The sequence below is a fragment of the Streptococcus sp. 27098_8_70 genome (assembly GCF_041432215.1).
In the GTDB taxonomy this organism is placed as follows: domain Bacteria; phylum Bacillota; class Bacilli; order Lactobacillales; family Streptococcaceae; genus Streptococcus; species Streptococcus oralis_CP.
In genome coordinates this window covers 818057-837959 of record NZ_JAPVZD010000001.1, presented here as the reverse complement: position 1 = coordinate 837959, position 19903 = coordinate 818057, and the positions used below count along the sequence as shown (strand labels likewise).

The window sequence follows — 19903 nt, the reverse complement described above, 5'->3', positions numbered from 1 at the left end:
GAGTTTGGTAAAGGAGAGAGTATGCTATTTGTAGAGAAAAAATTAGGTCACGATTGTACATGGATAGACCTTGATGTAGACAAGATTAAAAACATGGAAGACCTTTCGGATGTCTATGGATTGGACAAGGAAACCATCGAGTATGCTCTGGATAGAAATGAGCGTGCCCACATGGACTATCACCGTGAAACGGGAACGGTAACCTTCATTTATAATGTTCTTGATTTAGAAAAAGACAAAGAATATTATGAAGCGATTCCGATGACCTTTATCGTTGAAAAACAACGGCTGATCACAATTAGCAATCACAAGAATAGTTATGTGATTAAACGAATGGCATCCTACCTTGAAAGCCATGAAGTTGTTTCAATCTACAAATTTCTTTTTGCCAGTTTAGAGATTATAAGCAATGCTTATTATCCAGTTATTGAAGAAATGGATAAAAGTAAGGATGAAATCAGTGCACTTCTTCGTCAAAAAACAACTAAAAAAAATCTTTTTGCCCTCTCTGACTTGGAAACTGGTATGGTTTACCTGACAGCAGCTGCCAAACAAAATCGTCTCCTCTTGGAACACATCCAAGGGCATGCTCTTTATCGCAATTTTAATGAGGTAGAAAGAGAGCAGTTTGACGATGCCATGATTGAAGCGCATCAGTTGGTTTCGATGACAGACTTGATTTCTCAAGTTTTGCAACAACTCTCAGCCTCTTACAACAACATCCTAAATAATAATCTAAATGATAATTTGACAACTTTGACAATTATCTCAGTCTTACTAGCTATCCTTGCGGTTATTACAGGATTCTTCGGAATGAATGTTCCCTTACCGTTTGCAAATGAACCAAATGCTTGGATTTATATTTTGCTAGCTAGTCTCATTTTATGGGTAGTCTTAGCCCAATATTTAAAGAATATTGCTAGAAATTAAAAAGAAAAGGAGCCAGAATGGCGATTGAAAATTACATGCCAGATTTTGCTGTGGAAGCAGTTTATGATCTGACAGTCCCAAGCCTGCAGGCGCAGGGGATCAAGGCTGTTTTGGTCGATTTGGACAATACCCTCATTGCTTGGAACAACCCTGATGGGACGCCAGAGATGAAGCAATGGCTACATGACCTTCGTGATGCAGGTATTCGCATCATTGTTGTTTCAAATAATACCAAAAAACGGGTACAACGCGCAGTTGAGAAGTTTGGGATTGATTACGTTTATTGGGCCTTGAAGCCTTTCACTTTTGGGATTGACCGTGCCATGAAGGAATTCCACTATGAGAAAAATGAAGTGGTCATGGTCGGCGACCAACTTATGACGGATATACGAGCAGCTCACCGTGCAGGTATTCGCTCGATCTTGGTCAAGCCCTTGGTCCAACATGACTCTATCAAAACGCAGATTAACCGAGTTCGCGAGCGCCGTGTCATGCGAAAAATCACTGAAAAGTACGGACCGATTACATATAAAAAAGGAATCTAACTATGGAAGAAATTCTCTGTATTGGTTGTGGAGCAGCCATTCAGACGACAGACAAGGCTGGACTTGGCTTTACCCCCCAGTCGGCACTTGAAAAAGGTTTGGAGACTGGCGAAGTCTATTGCCAACGTTGTTTCCGTCTCCGTCACTACAATGAAATCACGGATGTCCAGTTGACAGACGATGATTTTCTCAAACTCTTGCACGAGGTGGGAGACAGTGATGCCTTGGTGGTCAATGTCATTGATATCTTTGACTTTAATGGCTCTGTCATCCCAGGCTTACCACGTTTTGTATCGGGCAATGATGTCCTCTTGGTGGGAAATAAAAAAGATATCCTGCCCAAGTCAGTTAAGCCGGGTAAGATTAGCCAGTGGCTCATGGAACGTGCCCACGAAGAAGGACTTCGTCCTGTTGATGTCGTCCTGACTTCAGCCCAAAACAAGCATGCCATCAAAGAAGTCATTGATAAAATCGAGCACTACCGCAAGGGCCGTGATGTCTACGTAGTTGGTGTGACCAACGTTGGAAAATCAACCCTTATCAACGCTATTATCCAAGAAATCACGGGTGACCAAAATGTCATCACGACTTCGCGTTTCCCAGGAACAACCTTGGACAAGATTGAGATTCCGCTTGACGACGGATCTTATATTTACGATACACCGGGGATTATTCACCGCCACCAGATGGCCCACTACTTGACGGCTAAAAACCTCAAGTATGTCAGCCCTAAAAAGGAAATCAAGCCCAAAACCTATCAGCTCAATCCTGAGCAAACCCTGTTTTTAGGTGGTCTTGGACGCTTTGACTTTATATCAGGAGAAAAGCAAGGATTTACAGCTTTCTTTGACAATGAACTCAAACTCCATCGTACTAAGCTTGAAGGCGCTAGTGCCTTTTATGACAAGCATCTGGGAACTCTTCTCACACCACCAAATAGCAAGGAAAAAGAAGATTTTCCAAAACTAGTCCAACATGTATTTACCATCAAGGACAAGACAGACCTAGTCATCTCAGGACTAGGCTGGATCCGCGTAACAGGCACCGCCAAAGTCGCCGTCTGGGCACCAGAAGGCGTCGCCGTCGTCACACGAAAAGCAATTATTTAAACACAGAAAGGAAAGAGTTGTCTGGATTCGAGCGAGCTCTGCGAGCCTATAACGAATACTTTTCGCCGTGGTGTCAGTTGGTACAAGGAGTTGTACCAACAAAGGAAAATTTGAGACCTTAGGCTCAAATTTTAGTCATGAAAGTCCGAAGGACTTTGCTGACGTCCGTCACCACTTCAGAAAAGTATTAAAAGAAACTCTTTTTAAGAAATTATGTCATTAACATCAAAACAACGTGCCTTCCTCAACAGCCAGGCACACACCCTCAAACCCATCATCCAAATCGGAAAAAATGGTCTCAACGACCAAATCAAAACTAGCGTCCGTCAGGCTCTTGACGCCCGTGAATTGATTAAGGTTACTCTCTTACAAAACACAGATGAAAACATCCACGAAGTAGCTGAAATCTTGGAAGAAGAAATCGGTGTGGATACTGTCCAAAAAATCGGACGCATCTTGATTTTGTTTAAACAATCCAGCAAGAAAGAAAATCGCAAGATTTCTAAAAAAGTCAAAGAAATCTAAAACCTACTCCAAACAACTGTTTTTACAGAGAATTAAAGGAAGACGAGCCTATGGCAATCGAATTATTGACTCCCTTTACCAAGGTAGAGTTGAAGCCAGAAATCAAGGAGAAAAAACGCAAACAAGTCGGGATTTTAGGGGGAAATTTTAACCCTGTTCACAATGCCCATCTTGTTGTGGCGGACCAAGTACGACAACAGTTAGGACTAGATCAGGTCCTGCTTATGCCCGAATACCAACCACCTCATGTAGACAAAAAAGAAACCATCCCTGAACACCACCGTCTCAAGATGCTTGAGTTGGCGATTGAGGGGATTGAAGGTCTGGACATTGAAACCATTGAGTTAGAGCGTAAGGGCATTTCCTACACCTACGACACCATGAAGATTTTGACAGAGCAACATCCAGATACGGATTATTACTTCATTATCGGGGCGGATATGGTGGACTATCTACCAAAGTGGTACCGAATTGATGAGCTGGTTGACATGGTTCAGTTTGTGGGAGTTCAGCGCCCACGCTACAAGGCAGGAACTTCCTATCCAGTTATCTGGGTGGATGTGCCTCTCATGGATATTTCCTCCAGCATGGTACGTGACTTCATTGCCCAAGGTCGGAAACCCAACTTTCTCCTACCTCAGCCAGTGCTAGACTACATCGAGAAGGAGGGGCTCTACTGATGGCCTATCAAGACTATATCAACTGCTCCCGAGAGGCTTTGTTGGAAAGAATGGCAGAGCTTCTACCTGAAAAACGTTTAACCCATTGTTTGGGTGTGGAGCGTGCAGCCATAGAGCTTGCCCAGCGATTTGGAGTCGATGTTGAGAAAGCTGGTCTAGCAGGCCTTCTTCATGATTATGCTAAAAAGCTGTCAGATCAGGAATTTCTAGACTTGATTGACCGTCATCAGCTAGGCACTGACCTTAAAAACTGGGGCAATAATGTCTGGCATGGCATGGTTGGTATCTACAAGATTCAGGAAGATTTGGATTTGCATGATCCAGAAATCCTGCGAGCTATTGAAATCCATACAGTCGGTGCTGGTCAGATGAGCGACCTGGATAAAGTTGTCTACGTCGCAGACTATATCGAGCACAATCGTGCCTTTCCAGGAGTGGATGTGGCGCGTGAAATTGCAAGTTTGTCGCTCAATAAGGCAGTGGCTTATGAGACAGCTCGTACCGTGGAGCATCTAGCTCATCAGGGATTCCCCATCTATCCCCAAACCCTTGAAACCTATAACGCCTTTGTGCACTATTTGAAAGAGGACTAAATGAACGAAAAAGAATTACTAGAACTAGTCGTGAAAGCGGCTGATGAGAAACGTGCGGAGGATATCCTCGCACTTGATGTACAAGATTTGACCAGCGTGACGGACTACTTTGTCATCACGAGCTCAATGAATAGCCGTCAGTTGGACGCTATCGCTGACAATATCCGTGAAAAAGTAGCTGAAGCTGGCTTTAAAGGTAGCCATGTCGAAGGAGATGCAGCTGGAGGCTGGGTCTTGCTGGACCTTGGTGGCGTCGTTGTGCATATCTTCTCAGAAGAAATGCGTGCCCACTATAACCTAGAAAAACTATGGCATGAGGCGAGCTCAGTAGATTTATCTGAAACTCTGGCGTAGAAGATGACTTGAATTTCGGCTGGGAATTACTTTGAAATTCGACAATGTATTGAGATTATTCTTGTTTTCTGAGTGAGAAAGTGAGAAATTACCGAGACTTTCCGTTGTGATAAAACTTCTTGAAACAAAAATGTTTCAAGAAGTCGGGAGTTTTGAGACCTTAGGCTCAAAACTAAGTCTTGGAACTTCGAAGAAGGTCGCAGACGTCCGAAATCACCTAAGGAAAGTCTTAAAAAGACTTTGTCTTCAATCGAACTCAGTTGCACTCAACTGGGTTTCTTTGCTTATTATAGAAAAAATTGATAGAAAGGTGAGAGCGTTGTGTTTTGTTCATCTCGAAACTGAACACGAGCTAAAAGCTGCGAGAAAAAGAGTAACTTCCTTTGTATCTGACGATACAGCAGAAAGTTTCCTATTTTCTTCTTGCTTTTAACGCTCTTTGTATCTTAGAAAGGATTTGAACCCGTCCTGTAATCGTCGGAAAATAGATAGCCTTCCTTGGAGCTCGGCTCCATCGTCAAGCTCCTAATTTTCATTCCGATTACGGGCGGACTTGGTATCATGAATATGGCTACTTATGAAACCTTTGCGGCTGTTTACGATGCAGTCATGGATGATAGTTTATACGATAAATGGACGGATTTTTCACTCCGTCATTTGCCTAAGACCAAGGAGAGAAAGAAGCTTTTGGAACTTGCTTGTGGGACAGGTATCCAGTCTGTGCGCTTTTCTCAGGCTGGTTTTGATGTGACAGGACTTGACTTGAGCGCGGATATGCTGAAGATTGCTGAGAAGAGAGCTACTTCAGCCAAGCAAAAGATTGATTTTATTGAAGGTAATATGCTGGATTTGTCCAAGGCTGGTAAGTACGACTTTGTTACGTGTTACTCAGACTCAATCTGTTACATGCAGGATGAGGTAGAGGTAGGGGACGTCTTTAAGGAAGTGTACAATGCGCTTAATGAAGACGGTGTTTTTATCTTTGATGTGCATTCGACCTACCAGACAGATGAGGTTTTTCCAGGCTATTCTTACCATGAAAATGCGGAAGATTTTGCTATGCTTTGGGATACCTATGAGGACGAAGCTCCTCACTCCATCGTGCATGAGTTGACTTTCTTTATCAAGGAGGCTGACGGTTCCTTTAGTCGCCACGATGAAGTACATGAGGAGCGTACATACGAAGTCTTGACCTATGATATTTTGCTGGAACAGGCTGGTTTCAAATCTTTCAAACTCTATGCGGACTTTGAGGACAAGGAGCCGACAGAAATCAGCACCCGTTGGTTTTTTGTCGCGCAGAAGTAGGAGAACATCATGACCATCACAGGTATTATCGCGGAGTTTAATCCTTTTCATAATGGGCATAAATACCTGCTGGATCAGGCGGAGGGACTGAAAATCGTTGCCATGTCTGGAAATTTCATGCAGCGTGGAGAACCTGCTATCGTAGACAAGTGGGCTCGGGCTCAGATGGCGCTGGAAAATGGAGCGGATCTGGTAGTGGAATTGCCCTTTTTAGTCAGTGTTCAGGCGGCAGATTTCTTTGGCCAAGGAGCTGTGGATATCTTGGATCGGTTGGGCATTGATAGCCTAGCTTTTGGGACAGAGGAAGTTCTGGACTACCAGAAAATTGCTGAATTATACGCAGAGCAAGGCGTTGAGATGGAGAATTTTGTGGACAATCTACCTGATTCATTCTCCTACCCTCAGAAAACCCAAGCCATGTGGAAGGAATTTGCTGGCCTTGATTTTTCTGGCAATACGCCCAATCATGTTCTAGCTCTAGCTTATGCCAAGGCAATTGCAGGACGAAACGTCAACCTGCATCCAATTCAACGTCAGGGGGCGGGTTACCATTCTGTGGATAAGGATGTGGACTTTGCCTCGGCGACAGCCCTTCGTCAGCATCAATCAGACCAAGGTTTCTTAGAACGCTTTATGCCTTCTCTTGCCCTCTTTGAGCAGACCAGTAAGGTGAGCTGGGAAGACTATTTTCCCTTGCTCCGCTATCAAATCTTGTCAAATCCAGACCTAACCGCCATCTATCAGGTCAATCAAGAAATGGCTGTGCGCATCAAGGATGCTATCAAAACAGCCCAGTCTGTGGAGGAATTGGTCGAGGCGGTTGCGACCAAACGTTACACAAAAGCGCGTGTCAGACGCCTCTTGACCTATATTTTGGTGCAGGCCAGAGAAAGTTACTTGCCAGAAGCCATCCATGTCCTTGGCTTTACCGAAAAAGGCAGACAACATCTCAAGTCTCTGAAAGAGCAGGTCCATCTAGTCAGCCGAATTGGGAAAGAACCTTGGGATGCTATGACGCAAAAGGCAGACCAGATTTACCAACTAGGACAGCCAAGTATGGCAGAGCAGAATTTTGGCAGAGTGCCTATCAAAATTGAAAGCAATTAAGTCTACTATCAGGTAGGCTTTTTGAGATTTTTTCGAATAAATAGATAGAAAAGAAAAATCTTGTACAAGTTCCTGACAATTTCTTTCTTTTCGTGTATAATAGTGGAAAAGAGGTAAAACGAGGTATGGTTATGGAAGCAGTTCTTTACTCAACATTCCGAAATCATTTAAAAGACTACATGAAGAAGGTAAACGATGAATTTGAGCCTTTAACGGTGGTCAATAAAAATCCAGATGAGGATATTGTAGTCCTTTCAAAGAGCGAGTGGGATAGTATTCAGGAAACCCTGAGAATCGCTCAAAATAAGGAACTTTCTGATAAGGTCTTGCGAGGAATGGCTCAAGTTCGTGCTGGAAGCACTCAGGTGCATGTGATTGAGGAGTGAGGAATGCTGCTCAATTTTACAGAAGATGCCTGGGCGGATTATTGCTATTGGCAAAACCAAGATAAGAAAACATTAAAAAGAATCAATAAATTAATCAAAGATATTCAACGCGATCCTTTTTCAGGAATTGGGAAACCAGAACCACTCAAGTATGACTACCAAGGAGCTTGGTCACGGCGCATTGATGCAGAAAATCGCTTGATTTATATGATGGATGGAGATGGCGTCGCTTTCTTGTCCTTCAAAGATCATTACTAAGTCTACTGAAAGGTAGGCTTTTTTATTTTAGGGATTTTAATGGATAGATTTAAGATAAAATTTTTGGAAAATGATAGACTTCCTAAGTTAAAAAATCAGTGAAAAATTATTAGTATAATAATTAGATTCTTGTCCCTTGAATCCGCTTAATAACTTTTATTTTGTGGTATAATCATGATAATATAGATTAAAAGGGGTATATATGAAAAATATAAAAACGAGGATTCTTAATTTTTTTCTGAATTTTAAACGGCTACTGAAATATCCATTTCAAAGACCATCATGGAGTAGTAATGTTAGAATTGTCGAGTGGTACAAAATATTTATAGCCAGTATATGGGTACTGTATCTTGCACTTGAGATTGAACAATTTAAACGCTTTGCTTTACCTATCTATAAATTTTTATCTAATTATAATTTTTTTAAAGATATTATTTCAATTTTGTATGAGAATCGTGTAATAATATTGTTAGCAATGACTATACCAACAATACTGTTCTGGTTTTTAGACATAATTTTTAAAAAAGTTAGTTATAAGAAACTGGACCCAGAGCTATTTCCGGAATATGACTTGGATGACTATCCTTATCAAACTCATCTGGTGGAGTTTTTAAATAGTCCGGCCTCTATTCATAATGTCTTCTGGTTGGATGGTTCTTGGGGAAGTGGGAAAACATTTTTTATAAAGACGTTTTTTGAAAATCAAATTTATAAAAAGAAAGAAATCTACTATATTTCCTGCTTTGGGATAAAAACAAGAGAGCAAGCCGAGAAAATATTGATCAATGAAATAGAAAAACAATCCATACTCGGAAATTTGGACTTTATTCCACTTGTTGGAGGAGTTTTTAAATGGTTCTTTAAAACAGTTGGAACGGATTTGATGAAGCGAGATTCTATCATTATTTTTGATGATTTTGAACGGGTTTCATATGTAGCAAAATCAGATAACCCTTCAGATTACAATGATTTATTGGGTTATATTGACTATCTTTCTGAGAATAAAAGATTTAAAATTATTGTAATTTTAAATAGTGAGGAAATTGGGTCAGCAAAGGAGATTATTGATAATAAATTTAAGTTAAATCATAATAGAATGGAACCTACAGAGGAAGTCATAGATAACATTTTGAAAAAGAGTAAATTGAGAGATGATGACCTTGGGAAAATTCTATCATTAATTTTTAAAATTTATTATGTGGATGCAGACGAAAGAGTCGTAGAAGATAAAAATAAAGATTCAAAAGTTAAAAAACCAAGTTTAAGAGAGTTCCAGAAATCATTAGAAGAACTTTCAAATATAATTGAGAGTGATTATACAACGAATAGGCTTCTACCATATTTTGGTAGAAAGATATCAAATTACATCGTTGATTGCATGAATGGACGCATGGGAACTGATAGTATTCTAGTATTATTTTTTGAATTTTTTAATGGCATTTATGAAGTAGACGAGTATGAGCAGTTCTATGAGTTAGACTCATATTTTCATTTTGAAATGTTAGAGAAGTTTGTAGTTTTAAGTTCTTTGGGTTCTTTACCTACTTCAGAGGAGGATATGTATTTTGATTACCCCCAAGAACCTATATATTATTTCCAATTGTTATCGTGTCTATGGGAAGTCAAACTAAGGAATCTATTTATCTCAAAAACAGGACACAAAGTGTATTATGATGCTCATGACATACTCTGTGGCCGAACAAAGGGCTGTTTAGTTGAAATTTATTATGATATTTTAAATGATAGAATAAAAAATAATTATCAAGTGATTAACATAGATGAATTGAAAGACGCGAAATGTCAGAACTTTATAAAAAAATGCTTACCTTTAGAATCAAAAGGGCAAATTACAATTAATCATATTCCACTAGATAATTTAATACAATAGAGCTTAGAAGTAGATGACTCTTTGTCTAAAATTCACACAAAACTCTTCAATTTGGGTTTGTGAAAATCGGTTTTTTATGATAGAATATTAAGGAATGTATGTCATTCGATAAACAAATTTAATGAGGTAAAAACATGGAAATCATGACACTTGCGATTGCTGTTTTTGCCGTCATCATTGGTTTAGTCATTGGATATGTCAGCATCTCAGCTAAGATGAAATCATCCCAAGAAGCTGCAGAGTTGATGCTTCTAAATGCTGAACAAGAAGCAACTAATTTACGAGGACAAGCTGAGCGCGAAGCGGATTTATTGCTAAATGAAGCCAAGAGCGAAAGCAAGTCTCTTAAAAAAGAAGCACTATTGGAGGCCAAAGAGGAAGCCAGAAAATACCGTGAAGAAGTGGACGCTGAATTTAAGTCAGAACGTCAGGAGCTCAAGCAAATTGAAAGTCGTTTGACGGAGAGAGCTACGAGCCTTGACCGTAAGGACGACAATTTGACGAACAAAGAAAAAACACTTGAACAAAAAGAACAAAGTATTTCTGATAGAGCAAAAAACCTTGATGCACGTGAAGAGCAATTAGAGGAAGTCGAAAGACAAAAAGAAGCTGAACTTGAACGTATCGGTTCCCTTTCCCAAACTGAGGCTCGAGATATTATCTTGGCTCAGACAGAGGAAAATTTGAGCAAGGAAATTGCTAGCCGCATTCGTGAGGCAGAGCAAGAAGTGAAGGAACGTTCAGACAAGATTGCGAAAGATATCTTGGTTCAGGCTATGCAGCGTATCGCTGGTGACTATGTAGCAGAGTCAACAAACTCGACAGTTCACCTACCAGACGATACCATGAAGGGACGCATTATCGGACGCGAAGGGCGAAACATTCGTACCTTTGAAAGTTTGACAGGGGTCGATGTAATCATCGACGACACGCCAGAAGTGGTAACCTTGTCAGGATTTGATCCGATTCGTCGTGAAATTGCTCGTATGACCATGGAAATGTTGCTCAAGGATGGCCGTATCCACCCAGCTCGTATCGAGGAGTTGGTGGAGAAAAACCGTCAAGAGATTGACAATAAAATCCGTGAATATGGAGAAGCTGCTGCCTATGAGATTGGTGCGCCTAACCTCCATCCAGACTTGATGAAGATCATGGGACGTTTGCAGTTCCGTACTTCATATGGACAAAATGTCTTGCGTCATTCGATTGAGGTTGCAAAGTTATCTGGTATCATCGCGAGTGAACTTGGTGAAAATGCAGCTCTTGCCCGTCGTGCTGGATTCCTTCATGACATCGGGAAAGCTATTGACCGCGAGGTTGAAGGAAGCCACGTTGAGATTGGTACGGAGTTGGCTCGTAAGTACAAGGAACACCCAGTTGTGGTGAATACTATTGCTAGCCACCACGGTGATGTCGAAGCTGAAAGCGTCATTGCAGTGATTGTTGCTGCAGCAGATGCCTTGAGTGCAGCGCGTCCAGGTGCTCGTAGTGAATCTCTTGAAAGCTATATCAAGCGTCTCCATGACTTGGAAGAAATCGCCAATGGCTTTGAAGGGGTGCAAAATAGCTTCGCCCTTCAAGCAGGACGTGAAATCCGTATCATGGTTAATCCAGGACAAATCAAAGACGACAAAGTCACAATCTTGGCTCACAAAGTTCGTGAGAAAATTGAAAACAATCTCGATTACCCAGGAAATATCAAGGTAACCGTGATCCGCGAACTTCGTGCAGTAGATTATGCTAAATAAATAAGAAAGAGCAGTTGAAAAATTACTGCTTTTTTGTTACACTAGATAGAAAGACTGTAGAAGGATAACTGACGTAATCATCAGTATCCGAGAGAAATTTCACTTTATTTCACAGACTAACTAAAGGAGACATAATGGCAGACCGAGGCTTGCTAATCGTTTTTTCTGGTCCTTCAGGAGTTGGGAAAGGAACGGTTAGAAGAGAGATTTTTGAGAGTTCTGAGAATCAATTTCAATACTCTGTATCGATGACGACGCGTGCGCAACGTCCTGGTGAAGTGGATGGGTTGGACTATTTCTTCCGTACTCGTGAAGAGTTTGAAGAGCTGATCCGTCAAGGTCAGATGTTGGAATATGCAGAATATGTCGGTAACTACTATGGAACTCCTCTGACCTATGTCAATGAAACTCTGGACAAGGGAATCGATGTCTTTCTTGAGATTGAAGTGCAAGGAGCCCTTCAGGTTAAGAAAAAGGTTCCAGATGCTGTCTTTATCTTTCTAACGCCACCAGATTTGGATGAATTGCAAGATCGTTTGGTAGGTCGTGGAACAGATAGCGCTGAAGTGATTGCCCAACGAATCGAAAAAGCCAAGGAAGAAATTGCCCTCATGCGTGAGTATGATTATGCCATTGTCAACGATCAGGTGCCCCTCGCTGCTGAACGTGTCAAGCGTGTGATCGAAGCAGAACACTTCCGTGTGGACCGTGTCATTGGTCACTATCAGGAGATGTTGCCAAAATCTCCAACTACTCGATAAACTATAGGAAACAGGTACAAGCAAATGATGTTAAAACCCTCTATTGATACCTTGCTAGACAAGGTACCATCAAAATATTCACTCGTAATCTTGGAAGCAAAACGCGCCCACGAACTAGAAGCCGGTGCGCCAGCAACTCAAGAGTTTAAGTCTGAAAAATCAACTCTTCGCGCTTTGGAAGAAATCGAGTCTGGAAATGTAACCATTCACCCAGATCCAGAAGGAAAACGTGAAGCGGTTCGTCTCCGTATCGAAGAAGAAAAACGCCGCAAAGAAGAAGAAGAAAAGAAAATCAAAGAGCAAATTGCTAAAGAAAAAGAAGATGGTGAAAAAATTTAAGGTTGGGGGGACTCAATCTTATTTTTTCTATTGCAAGAATATACTGACAAGAAGGAGGTGAGAAGATGGCTATTGCAAAGATTATCGTGGATGTTCCCCTGATGCAGACGGACCAGCCTTACAGTTACAAGGTCCCTGAGGAATTTGTAGACATGCTGGAAGTCGGTATGCGGGTCCATGTCCCCTTCGGCAAGGGTAATCGTTTGATCCAAGGGATTGTGCTAGATTTGGAGTTCCAGTCAGATGAGGAAGAAGCTGATCAGGACTTGAAGGAGATTGCAGAGGTGCTAGACTTTTCTCCCGTCTTGACTCAAGAGCAACTCTGGCTGGCTGAGGAGTTACGCAAGTCTGTCTTTTCTTATAAAATCTCCATCCTAAAAGCCATGTTGCCTGGATTTTTAAACTCCAGTTATGATAAGATTCTCTATCCTCTGGAAGGTCTGAGTCAGGCAGACCGAGAGCGTCTGTTTGGTTCAGAAGATTCGCTAGCCTTTTCTTCTCTAGACCTTGCCAAGCAGGCAGAAATGATGCGCTTGACTAGAAAAGGTCTGCTCCGCTTAGAATACCAGGCAGTCGATCAAAAGAAGGTCAAGACCCAGTCTTGGTATGAGGTTGATGATACTCGACTAGAGCAGATTGAGATTTCTGCGCGTGCTAAGAAAAAGGCAGAGCTGAGAGACTATCTGCTGTCTCATCCTGAAAGTGCTCCCCTGGCTAGCTTGTTAGAGTCTTATTCGCGGGAGCAAGTCAACTTTTTTGTGGAACAAGAAGCTCTAACCCTAGTCCAAAAGGAAGTGCAACGCTCAGCTGTTTATTTTGAAGGCATTGAAGCCAGCCAACCTTTGGAATTGAATCCAGAACAAAGACAGGCGCGTGATGCCGTTGTCAGTGCTATTGGCAGTCAACAGCCTCCTTTCCTCCTTCAAGGGATTACAGGAAGTGGGAAAACAGAGGTTTACTTACAGATCATCCAAGGGGCCTTGGACAAGGGCAAGACAGCCATTTTGCTGGTGCCTGAGATTTCCCTGACGCCACAGATGACGGAATGTTTCATTGCTCGTTTCGGTGAGAAAGTAGCCATTCTTCACTCAGGCCTATCCAATGGTGAGAAGTACGACGAATGGCGCAAGGTCGAACGCGGCGATGCCCAAGTTGTTGTTGGTGCTCGATCAGCTATCTTTGCTCCTTTGAAAAATCTAGGTGTCATGATTATCGATGAAGAGCATGAAGCCAGCTACAAACAAGACAGCAATCCCCGTTATCATGCTAGAGAGGTCGCCATTCTACGGGACCAGTACAATCAAGCAGCCCTGGTCCTCGGCTCGGCGACACCGAGCTTAGAGAGCCGTGCGCGGGCTGGAAAAGGTGTCTATCAACACTTACGTCTGACCCAACGGGCCAATCCTTTAGCCACTATTCCTGAAGTTCAAGTGATTGACTTTCGTGACTATATCGGGCAGAATGAGACGTCAAACTTTACCCCTCCTTTGCTAGAGGCCATTCAAGATCGTCTGGATAAAAAAGAGCAGGTAGTCCTCATGCTCAACCGTCGGGGTTATTCTAGCTTTGTTATGTGTCGGGAGTGTGGGACGGTAGATAGTTGCCCCAACTGCGATATTTCTCTGACTCTCCACATGGATACCAAGACCATGAACTGCCATTACTGTGGCTTTTCCAAGGGAATTCCTCATGTCTGTCCCAACTGTCAGAGTCGCAGCATTCGCTACTACGGGACGGGGACTCAGAAAGCCTATGATGAGCTAGCAGAGCTCTTTCCTCAGGCTCGCATTCTGCGGATGGATGTGGATACGACTCGCAAGAAAGGTAGTCACCAAGCTCTTCTTGAACAGTTTGGCCGAGGGGAAGCAGATATCTTGCTGGGAACTCAGATGATTGCCAAGGGCTTGGATTTTCCAAATGTGACCCTAGTCGGAGTCCTCAATGCGGATACAGCCCTAAACTTGCCTGATTTCCGTTCCTCTGAGAGAACCTTCCAACTCTTAACTCAGGTGGCAGGCCGTGCAGGTCGTGCAGAAAAGGCTGGGCAGGTCTTGATCCAGTCATACAATCCTGAGCACTATGCCATTCGATTTGCCAAAGACCAAGACTACGAAGGCTTTTACGCTTATGAAATGAGTATCAGACGCCAACTTGGCTACCCACCTTATTATTTCACCATTGGGATTACCCTCTCTCACAAGAAAGAAGAAGAGGTTGTCAAACGTGCCTATGAAGTCATGGGAATTTTACGTTCAGGTTTATCGGAAACTAGTAAAATCCTTGGACCAACGCCAAAACCCATCGCCCGTACTCACAACCTTTATCATTACCAGATTTTGATTAAATACCGTTTAGAAGATGAACTAGGACCAACCCTCAATCGAGTTTTGGCCTTGACTCAAGAACGAGAAAATAGCGAGCTTCGTCTCAGCATTGACCACGAACCGCAGCAATTTTTATAAGAAGGAGAAGAAATGACAAAACTAATCTTTATGGGGACACCTGAATTTTCAGCGACAGTTTTGAAGGGCTTGTTATCAGATGATCGTTACGAGATTCTAGCTGTTGTGACCCAGCCAGACCGCGCTGTCGGCCGTAAAAAAGTGATCCAAGAAACCCCGGTTAAGCAGGCTGCCAAAGAAGCAGGCCTTCCCATCTACCAACCTGAAAAATTATCTGGGAGTCCAGAGATGGAAGACATTATGAAGCTAGGGGCGGATGGGATTATCACTGCTGCTTTTGGGCAGTTTCTCCCAAGTAAACTCCTTGATAGCATGGACTTTGCGGTCAACGTTCACGCATCCCTCCTTCCCAAACACCGTGGTGGCGCGCCCATTCATTATGCCTTGATTAAAGGGGATGAGGAAGCTGGTGTGACCATTATGGAGATGGTTAAGGAAATGGATGCAGGAGATATGATTTCCCGCCGTAGTATTCCTATCACAGATGAGGACAATGTCGGCACCTTGTTTGAAAAATTAGCGCTTGTTGGTCGTGACTTGCTATTGGATACCCTGCCTGCCTATATTGCCGGGGAGATCAAACCTGTGCCTCAGGACCCAAGCCAGGTCACTTTCTCGCCAAATATCAAGCCAGAGGAAGAAAAGTTGGACTGGAATAAGACTAACCGTCAACTCTTCAACCAAATACGTGGCATGAATCCATGGCCTGTTGCTCACACTTTTCTCAAGGGTGATCGCTTTAAGATTTATGAAGCCCTGCCAGTAGAAGGTCAGGGAGCTCCAGGCGAGATCCTGTCTATTGGCAAGAAGGAATTGATTGTCGCAACGGCTGAAGGAGCTCTGTCTCTCAAGCAAGTGCAGCCAGCTGGGAAACCTAAGATGGACATTTCTTCCTTCCTCAACGGAGTCGGACGGACATTGACTGTAGGAGAACGATTTGGTGACTAAAGTAGAAACGGCTAGAAGTCTAGCTCTAGCAGTGCTAGAGGATGTTTTGGTTAACCAAGCATATTCCAATATTGCCTTAAATAAACACCTCAAGGGCACTCAAATCTCAGTAGCAGATAAGGGTTTGGTGACAGAGATTGTCTACGGTACGGTAGCCCGAAAACTGACTCTGGAATGGTACCTGTCCCACTTTATCGAAGACCGGGATAAGCTAGATAACTGGCTCTATATTCTGCTCCTCCTGAGCGCTTACCAACTTCGGTATCTGGATAAGATTCCTAATCACGCTGTTGTTAATGAAGCAGTGGAACTAGCCAAAGCGCGTAAAAAAGGCAGTGAAAAATTAGTCAACGCCGTCCTTCGTCGTATTTTGCGAGAAGGCTGGCCAGACATTGACAGTATCAAACGCAAAAACAAGCGTGATTCCATTGCTTATTCTCTCCCAGTTTGGCTAGTATCTAAGCTCAAGGAAGAGTACGGTGAAGAGCGAGCACAAGCCATCTTTGAAAGTCTCTTGGTACGCAACAAGGCTAGCATCCGGGTGACCAACTTGAGCCGAAAAGAGGAAATCAAAGCTTTGTTAGAGGCGACTGATTCCCCTTTGGCGGCCACTGGTCTGGTCAAGGAGCAGGGGCATTTTGCAGGCCATGATTTGTTTGCAGAGGGAGCTATTACCATCCAAGACGAGTCTAGTCAACTGGTTGCTCCCACTCTTGATTTACAAGGAGATGAGCAGGTTCTAGATGCCTGTGCCGCTCCGGGTGGGAAAACAGCCCATATGGCTTCGTATCTCAGGACAGGTCAGGTTACTGCTCTGGACTTGTATGACCATAAGTTGGACTTGATCCAAGAAAATGCGGAGCGTTTAGGAGTAGCAGATCAAGTGCAAACGCAAAAATTGGATGCCAGAAAGGTTCATGAGTTTTTCGGTCGGGATTCTTTTGATAAGATTTTGGTAGATGCTCCCTGTTCTGGGATTGGACTTTTACGCCGCAAACCAGACATCAAATACAATAAAGAAACAGCAGATTTCACATCCTTACAGGAAATTCAGCTGGAAATATTAGGTAGTGTTTGTCAAACACTACGTAAAGGTGGTATAATAACGTATAGTACCTGTACTATTGTCTCTGAGGAGAACTTTCAAGTCGTTGAGGCGTTTTTAGAAAGTCATCCCGAGTTCGAGCAGGTTAAACTAGAACACGAATGTAAAGATATCCTGAAAGATGGCTGCATCCTGATTACTCCTGAATTGTATGGAAGTGATGGATTCTTTATCAGCCAATTTCGCAAGATATCAGAATAGGAAGGAACTGACACAATGGAAATAGCATTATTAACAGATGTTGGTCAGAAACGGACAAATAATCAGGACTATGTCAATCACTTTGTCAACCGAGCAGGACGCACTATGATCATCTTGGCTGACGGAATGGGAGGGCACCGTGCAGGAAATATCGCTAGTGAGATGGCGGTCACAGACCTCGGTGTGGCTTGGGTGGATACCCAAATTGATTCAGTCAATGAAGTTCGTGAGTGGTTTGCCCACTACCTGGAGATTGAAAATCAAAAAATTCATCAACTAGGTCAGGACGAAGCCTACAGAGGTATGGGAACAACGCTAGAAGCTGTTGCGTTTATTGACAACCAAGCCATCTATGCTCATATTGGAGATTCTCGTATCGGTTTGATTCGTGGAGAAGAATACCACCAGTTGACGAGTGACCATTCTTTGGTCAATGAATTGCTCAAGGCTGGTCAATTGACTCCAGAAGAAGCAGAAACTCACCCTCAAAAGAATATCATTACCCAGTCTATCGGACAAAAGGATGAAATCCAGCCAGATTTTGGGATGATTACATTGGAGTCAGGAGATTATCTCTTGCTCAATAGTGATGGTTTGACCAATATGATTTCGGCAAGCGAGATTTATGATATCGTAACCAGTGATATTTCCCTAGCAGACAAGGCGGCAACCCTCATTCGCTTCGCTAACAATGCAGGAGGTTTAGACAACATTACGGTTGCCCTTGTTTACATGAACGAGGAGGCAGCAGAATGATCCAAATCGGCAAGATTTTTGCCGGGCGGTATCGGATTGTCAAGCAGATTGGTCGAGGAGGCATGGCAGATGTTTACTTGGCCAAGGATTTGATCCTAGACGGGGAAGAAGTGGCAGTGAAGGTCCTGAGGACCAACTACCAGACGGACCCGATTGCTGTGGCACGTTTTCAGCGCGAAGCGAGAGCCATGGCGGATCTGGACCATCCTCATATCGTTCGGATAACAGATATTGGTGAGGAAGACGGTCAACAGTACCTGGCTATGGAATACGTAGCAGGCCTTGACCTCAAGCGTTATATCAAAGAACACTATCCTCTTTCAAATGAAGAAGCAGTTCGGATTATGGGGCAAATCCTCTTGGCCATGCGCTTAGCCCATACTCGAGGAATCGTTCACCGGGATTTGAAACCTCAAAATATCCTCTTGACACCTGACGGCACAGCTAAGGTCACGGACTTTGGGATTGCCGTAGCCTTTGCAGAGACCAGTCTGACCCAGACAAACTCAATGTTAGGCTCTGTTCATTATTTGTCACCTGAGCAAGCGCGTGGTTCTAAAGCGACCTTCCAGAGTGATATCTATGCAATGGGGATCATCTTCTATGAAATGCTGACAGGTCATATCCCCTATGATGGGGATAGCGCAGTTACGATTGCCCTCCAGCATTTCCAGAAGCCACTTCCGTCCGTCATAGCTGAAAACCCATCTGTCCCTCAGGCTTTGGAAAATGTTGTCATCAAGGCGACTGCTAAGAAGCTGTCAGATCGTTATCAGTCTGTTTCGGAAATGTATGTGGACTTGTCAACTAGCTTGTCTTATAATCGTCGCAATGAACCGAAACTGGTCTTTGACGATGCGAGTAAGGCAGATACTAAGACTTTGCCTAAAGTTCCACAAAGTACACTGACATCGATTCCAAAAGCTCCGGCGCAAGAAGAACGCCCTCAGCCAAAGAAACCAACTCAACCAGTGGCAGAGCCTGCTCCAGCGCCAAAGCCTGCCAAGAAACGGAAGTTTAAGGCTCGCTATATGATTCTTTTAGCTAGTCTTCTATTGGTTGCAGCCTCTTTGGTCTGGATTTTGGCAAGAACACCAGCAACGATTGCTATTCCTGACGTAGCTGGACAAACCGTTGCAGAGGCTAAGGAAGCTCTGAAAAAATCCAAGTTTGAAGCCGGTGAAGAAAAGTCAGAAGCCAGCGATACAGTAGCAGAGGGACGTGTTATTCGAACGGATCCAGAAGCTGGTAGCAGCCGAAAAGAAGGAACCAAGGTCAATTTGATTGTTTCTTCTGGTAAGCAATCCTTCCAATTGAGCAATTACGTCGGACGTAAGTATACGGAAGTCGTAGCCGAACTCAAGGAGAAGAAGGTTCCTGAAAATCTAATTAAGATGGAAGAGGAAGAATCCAGCGAAAGCGAACCTGGAACCGTCCTCAGACAGACTCCTGCTTCGGGTTCGACTTATGATCTCTCAAAAGCCACTACGATTACCTTAACAGTAGCTAAGAAGGTGACTAGTGTCAGCATGCCGAACTACATCGGTTCAAGTCTCGAGTTTACAAAGAATAACTTGACTCAGATTGTCGGTGTGAAGGAAGCAAATATTGAGGTTGTAGAAGTATCGACTGCTCCTGAAGGAACGGCAGAAGGAACTGTTGTAAATCAAACGCCAAGAGCAGGAGAACAGGTTGATCTTGCAAGTACGCGTATCAAACTTTCCATCTACAAACCAAAAACACCACCGTCAACTTCATCCTCTAATCCTGCCCAACGTGGGAACCAGGGTTCTCCTACAAGTCCAAACCAGGGGAACCAGCAAGGAAATCAACAAGGGAATAATCCTCCAACGAATCAACCAAACAATGAAGGAAACCGCGAAAGTTCTCGAGATTAAAC

General features: G+C 43.2%; 20 protein-coding genes. All 20 read left to right on the top strand.

The window, feature by feature from the left end; translation table 11 throughout:
• The first annotated feature begins 21 nt into the window (after window positions 1-21).
• Window positions 22-930 (top strand): magnesium transporter CorA family protein, encoded by a 909-nt coding sequence (locus tag O3655_RS04010; RefSeq protein ID WP_308697217.1) that lies wholly within the window; start codon window positions 22-24, stop codon window positions 928-930.
• A 17-nt stretch (window positions 931-947) separates the two neighbouring features.
• Window positions 948-1475 (top strand): YqeG family HAD IIIA-type phosphatase, encoded by a 528-nt coding sequence (locus O3655_RS04005; RefSeq protein ID WP_000963745.1) that lies wholly within the window; start codon window positions 948-950, stop codon window positions 1473-1475.
• A gap of 2 nt (window positions 1476-1477) precedes the next feature.
• Window positions 1478-2584 carry a ribosome biogenesis GTPase YqeH gene (gene yqeH / locus O3655_RS04000; RefSeq protein ID WP_070568031.1) on the top strand — a complete coding sequence of 369 codons (1107 nt, stop codon included), beginning with the start codon at window positions 1478-1480 and terminating at the stop codon, window positions 2582-2584.
• 213 nt (window positions 2585-2797) lie between these two features.
• Window positions 2798-3109: a ribosome assembly RNA-binding protein YhbY gene (gene yhbY / locus O3655_RS03995; protein ID WP_000060169.1), complete on the top strand. Its 312-nt coding sequence runs from the start codon at window positions 2798-2800 to the stop codon at window positions 3107-3109.
• 50 nt (window positions 3110-3159) lie between these two features.
• A complete protein-coding gene (locus O3655_RS03990) occupies window positions 3160-3789 on the top strand; it encodes a nicotinate-nucleotide adenylyltransferase (RefSeq protein ID WP_084917775.1) in 630 nt (209 codons plus the stop codon).
• Window positions 3789-4382 carry a bis(5'-nucleosyl)-tetraphosphatase (symmetrical) YqeK gene (gene yqeK / locus O3655_RS03985; protein ID WP_084917777.1) on the top strand — a complete coding sequence of 198 codons (594 nt, stop codon included), beginning with the start codon at window positions 3789-3791 and terminating at the stop codon, window positions 4380-4382. Before O3655_RS03990 ends, yqeK begins: the two co-directional genes overlap by 1 nt.
• Window positions 4383-4736 (top strand): ribosome silencing factor, encoded by a 354-nt coding sequence (gene rsfS / locus O3655_RS03980; RefSeq protein WP_125440865.1) that lies wholly within the window; start codon window positions 4383-4385, stop codon window positions 4734-4736.
• Window positions 4737-5303: 567 nt separating this feature from the next.
• The gene (locus O3655_RS03975; RefSeq protein ID WP_308697275.1) at window positions 5304-6044 is read left to right on the top strand and encodes a class I SAM-dependent methyltransferase; all 741 of its coding nucleotides are present in this window, start codon (window positions 5304-5306) and stop codon (window positions 6042-6044) included.
• A gap of 9 nt (window positions 6045-6053) precedes the next feature.
• Entirely contained in the window at window positions 6054-7151 is a 1098-nt protein-coding gene (locus O3655_RS03970) for a nucleotidyltransferase (protein ID WP_308697218.1), read from the top strand.
• A gap of 131 nt (window positions 7152-7282) precedes the next feature.
• Window positions 7283-7537, top strand: coding sequence for a type II toxin-antitoxin system Phd/YefM family antitoxin (locus O3655_RS03965; protein ID WP_000388572.1), 255 nt, complete (start codon window positions 7283-7285; stop codon window positions 7535-7537).
• Window positions 7538-7540: 3 nt separating this feature from the next.
• Window positions 7541-7795 (top strand): Txe/YoeB family addiction module toxin, encoded by a 255-nt coding sequence (locus O3655_RS03960; RefSeq protein WP_308697219.1) that lies wholly within the window; start codon window positions 7541-7543, stop codon window positions 7793-7795.
• Between the two features lie 202 nt (window positions 7796-7997).
• Window positions 7998-9683 carry a P-loop NTPase fold protein gene (locus tag O3655_RS03955; RefSeq protein WP_308697220.1) on the top strand — a complete coding sequence of 562 codons (1686 nt, stop codon included), beginning with the start codon at window positions 7998-8000 and terminating at the stop codon, window positions 9681-9683.
• Window positions 9684-9817: 134 nt separating this feature from the next.
• The gene (locus O3655_RS03950; protein ID WP_000404957.1) at window positions 9818-11431 is read left to right on the top strand and encodes a ribonuclease Y; all 1614 of its coding nucleotides are present in this window, start codon (window positions 9818-9820) and stop codon (window positions 11429-11431) included.
• A 134-nt stretch (window positions 11432-11565) separates the two neighbouring features.
• On the top strand, window positions 11566-12192 hold the full coding sequence (gene gmk / locus O3655_RS03945; RefSeq protein ID WP_308697221.1) for a guanylate kinase: 627 nt from the start codon (window positions 11566-11568) through the stop codon (window positions 12190-12192).
• Window positions 12193-12216: 24 nt separating this feature from the next.
• Window positions 12217-12531 (top strand): DNA-directed RNA polymerase subunit omega, encoded by a 315-nt coding sequence (rpoZ, locus tag O3655_RS03940; protein ID WP_002874282.1) that lies wholly within the window; start codon window positions 12217-12219, stop codon window positions 12529-12531.
• A gap of 65 nt (window positions 12532-12596) precedes the next feature.
• The gene (locus tag O3655_RS03935; protein WP_371641186.1) at window positions 12597-14993 is read left to right on the top strand and encodes a primosomal protein N'; all 2397 of its coding nucleotides are present in this window, start codon (window positions 12597-12599) and stop codon (window positions 14991-14993) included.
• Window positions 14994-15005: 12 nt separating this feature from the next.
• Window positions 15006-15941, top strand: coding sequence for a methionyl-tRNA formyltransferase (gene fmt / locus O3655_RS03930; RefSeq protein WP_042902798.1), 936 nt, complete (start codon window positions 15006-15008; stop codon window positions 15939-15941).
• On the top strand, window positions 15934-17247 hold the full coding sequence (rsmB, locus tag O3655_RS03925) for a 16S rRNA (cytosine(967)-C(5))-methyltransferase RsmB (RefSeq protein ID WP_371641185.1): 1314 nt from the start codon (window positions 15934-15936) through the stop codon (window positions 17245-17247). Before fmt ends, rsmB begins: the two co-directional genes overlap by 8 nt.
• 15 nt (window positions 17248-17262) lie before the next feature.
• The gene (locus O3655_RS03920; protein WP_000401527.1) at window positions 17263-18003 is read left to right on the top strand and encodes a Stp1/IreP family PP2C-type Ser/Thr phosphatase; all 741 of its coding nucleotides are present in this window, start codon (window positions 17263-17265) and stop codon (window positions 18001-18003) included.
• Window positions 18000-19901, top strand: coding sequence for a Stk1 family PASTA domain-containing Ser/Thr kinase (gene pknB / locus O3655_RS03915; RefSeq protein ID WP_371641184.1), 1902 nt, complete (start codon window positions 18000-18002; stop codon window positions 19899-19901). Before O3655_RS03920 ends, pknB begins: the two co-directional genes overlap by 4 nt.
• The last annotated feature ends 2 nt before the right edge of the window (window positions 19902-19903 follow it).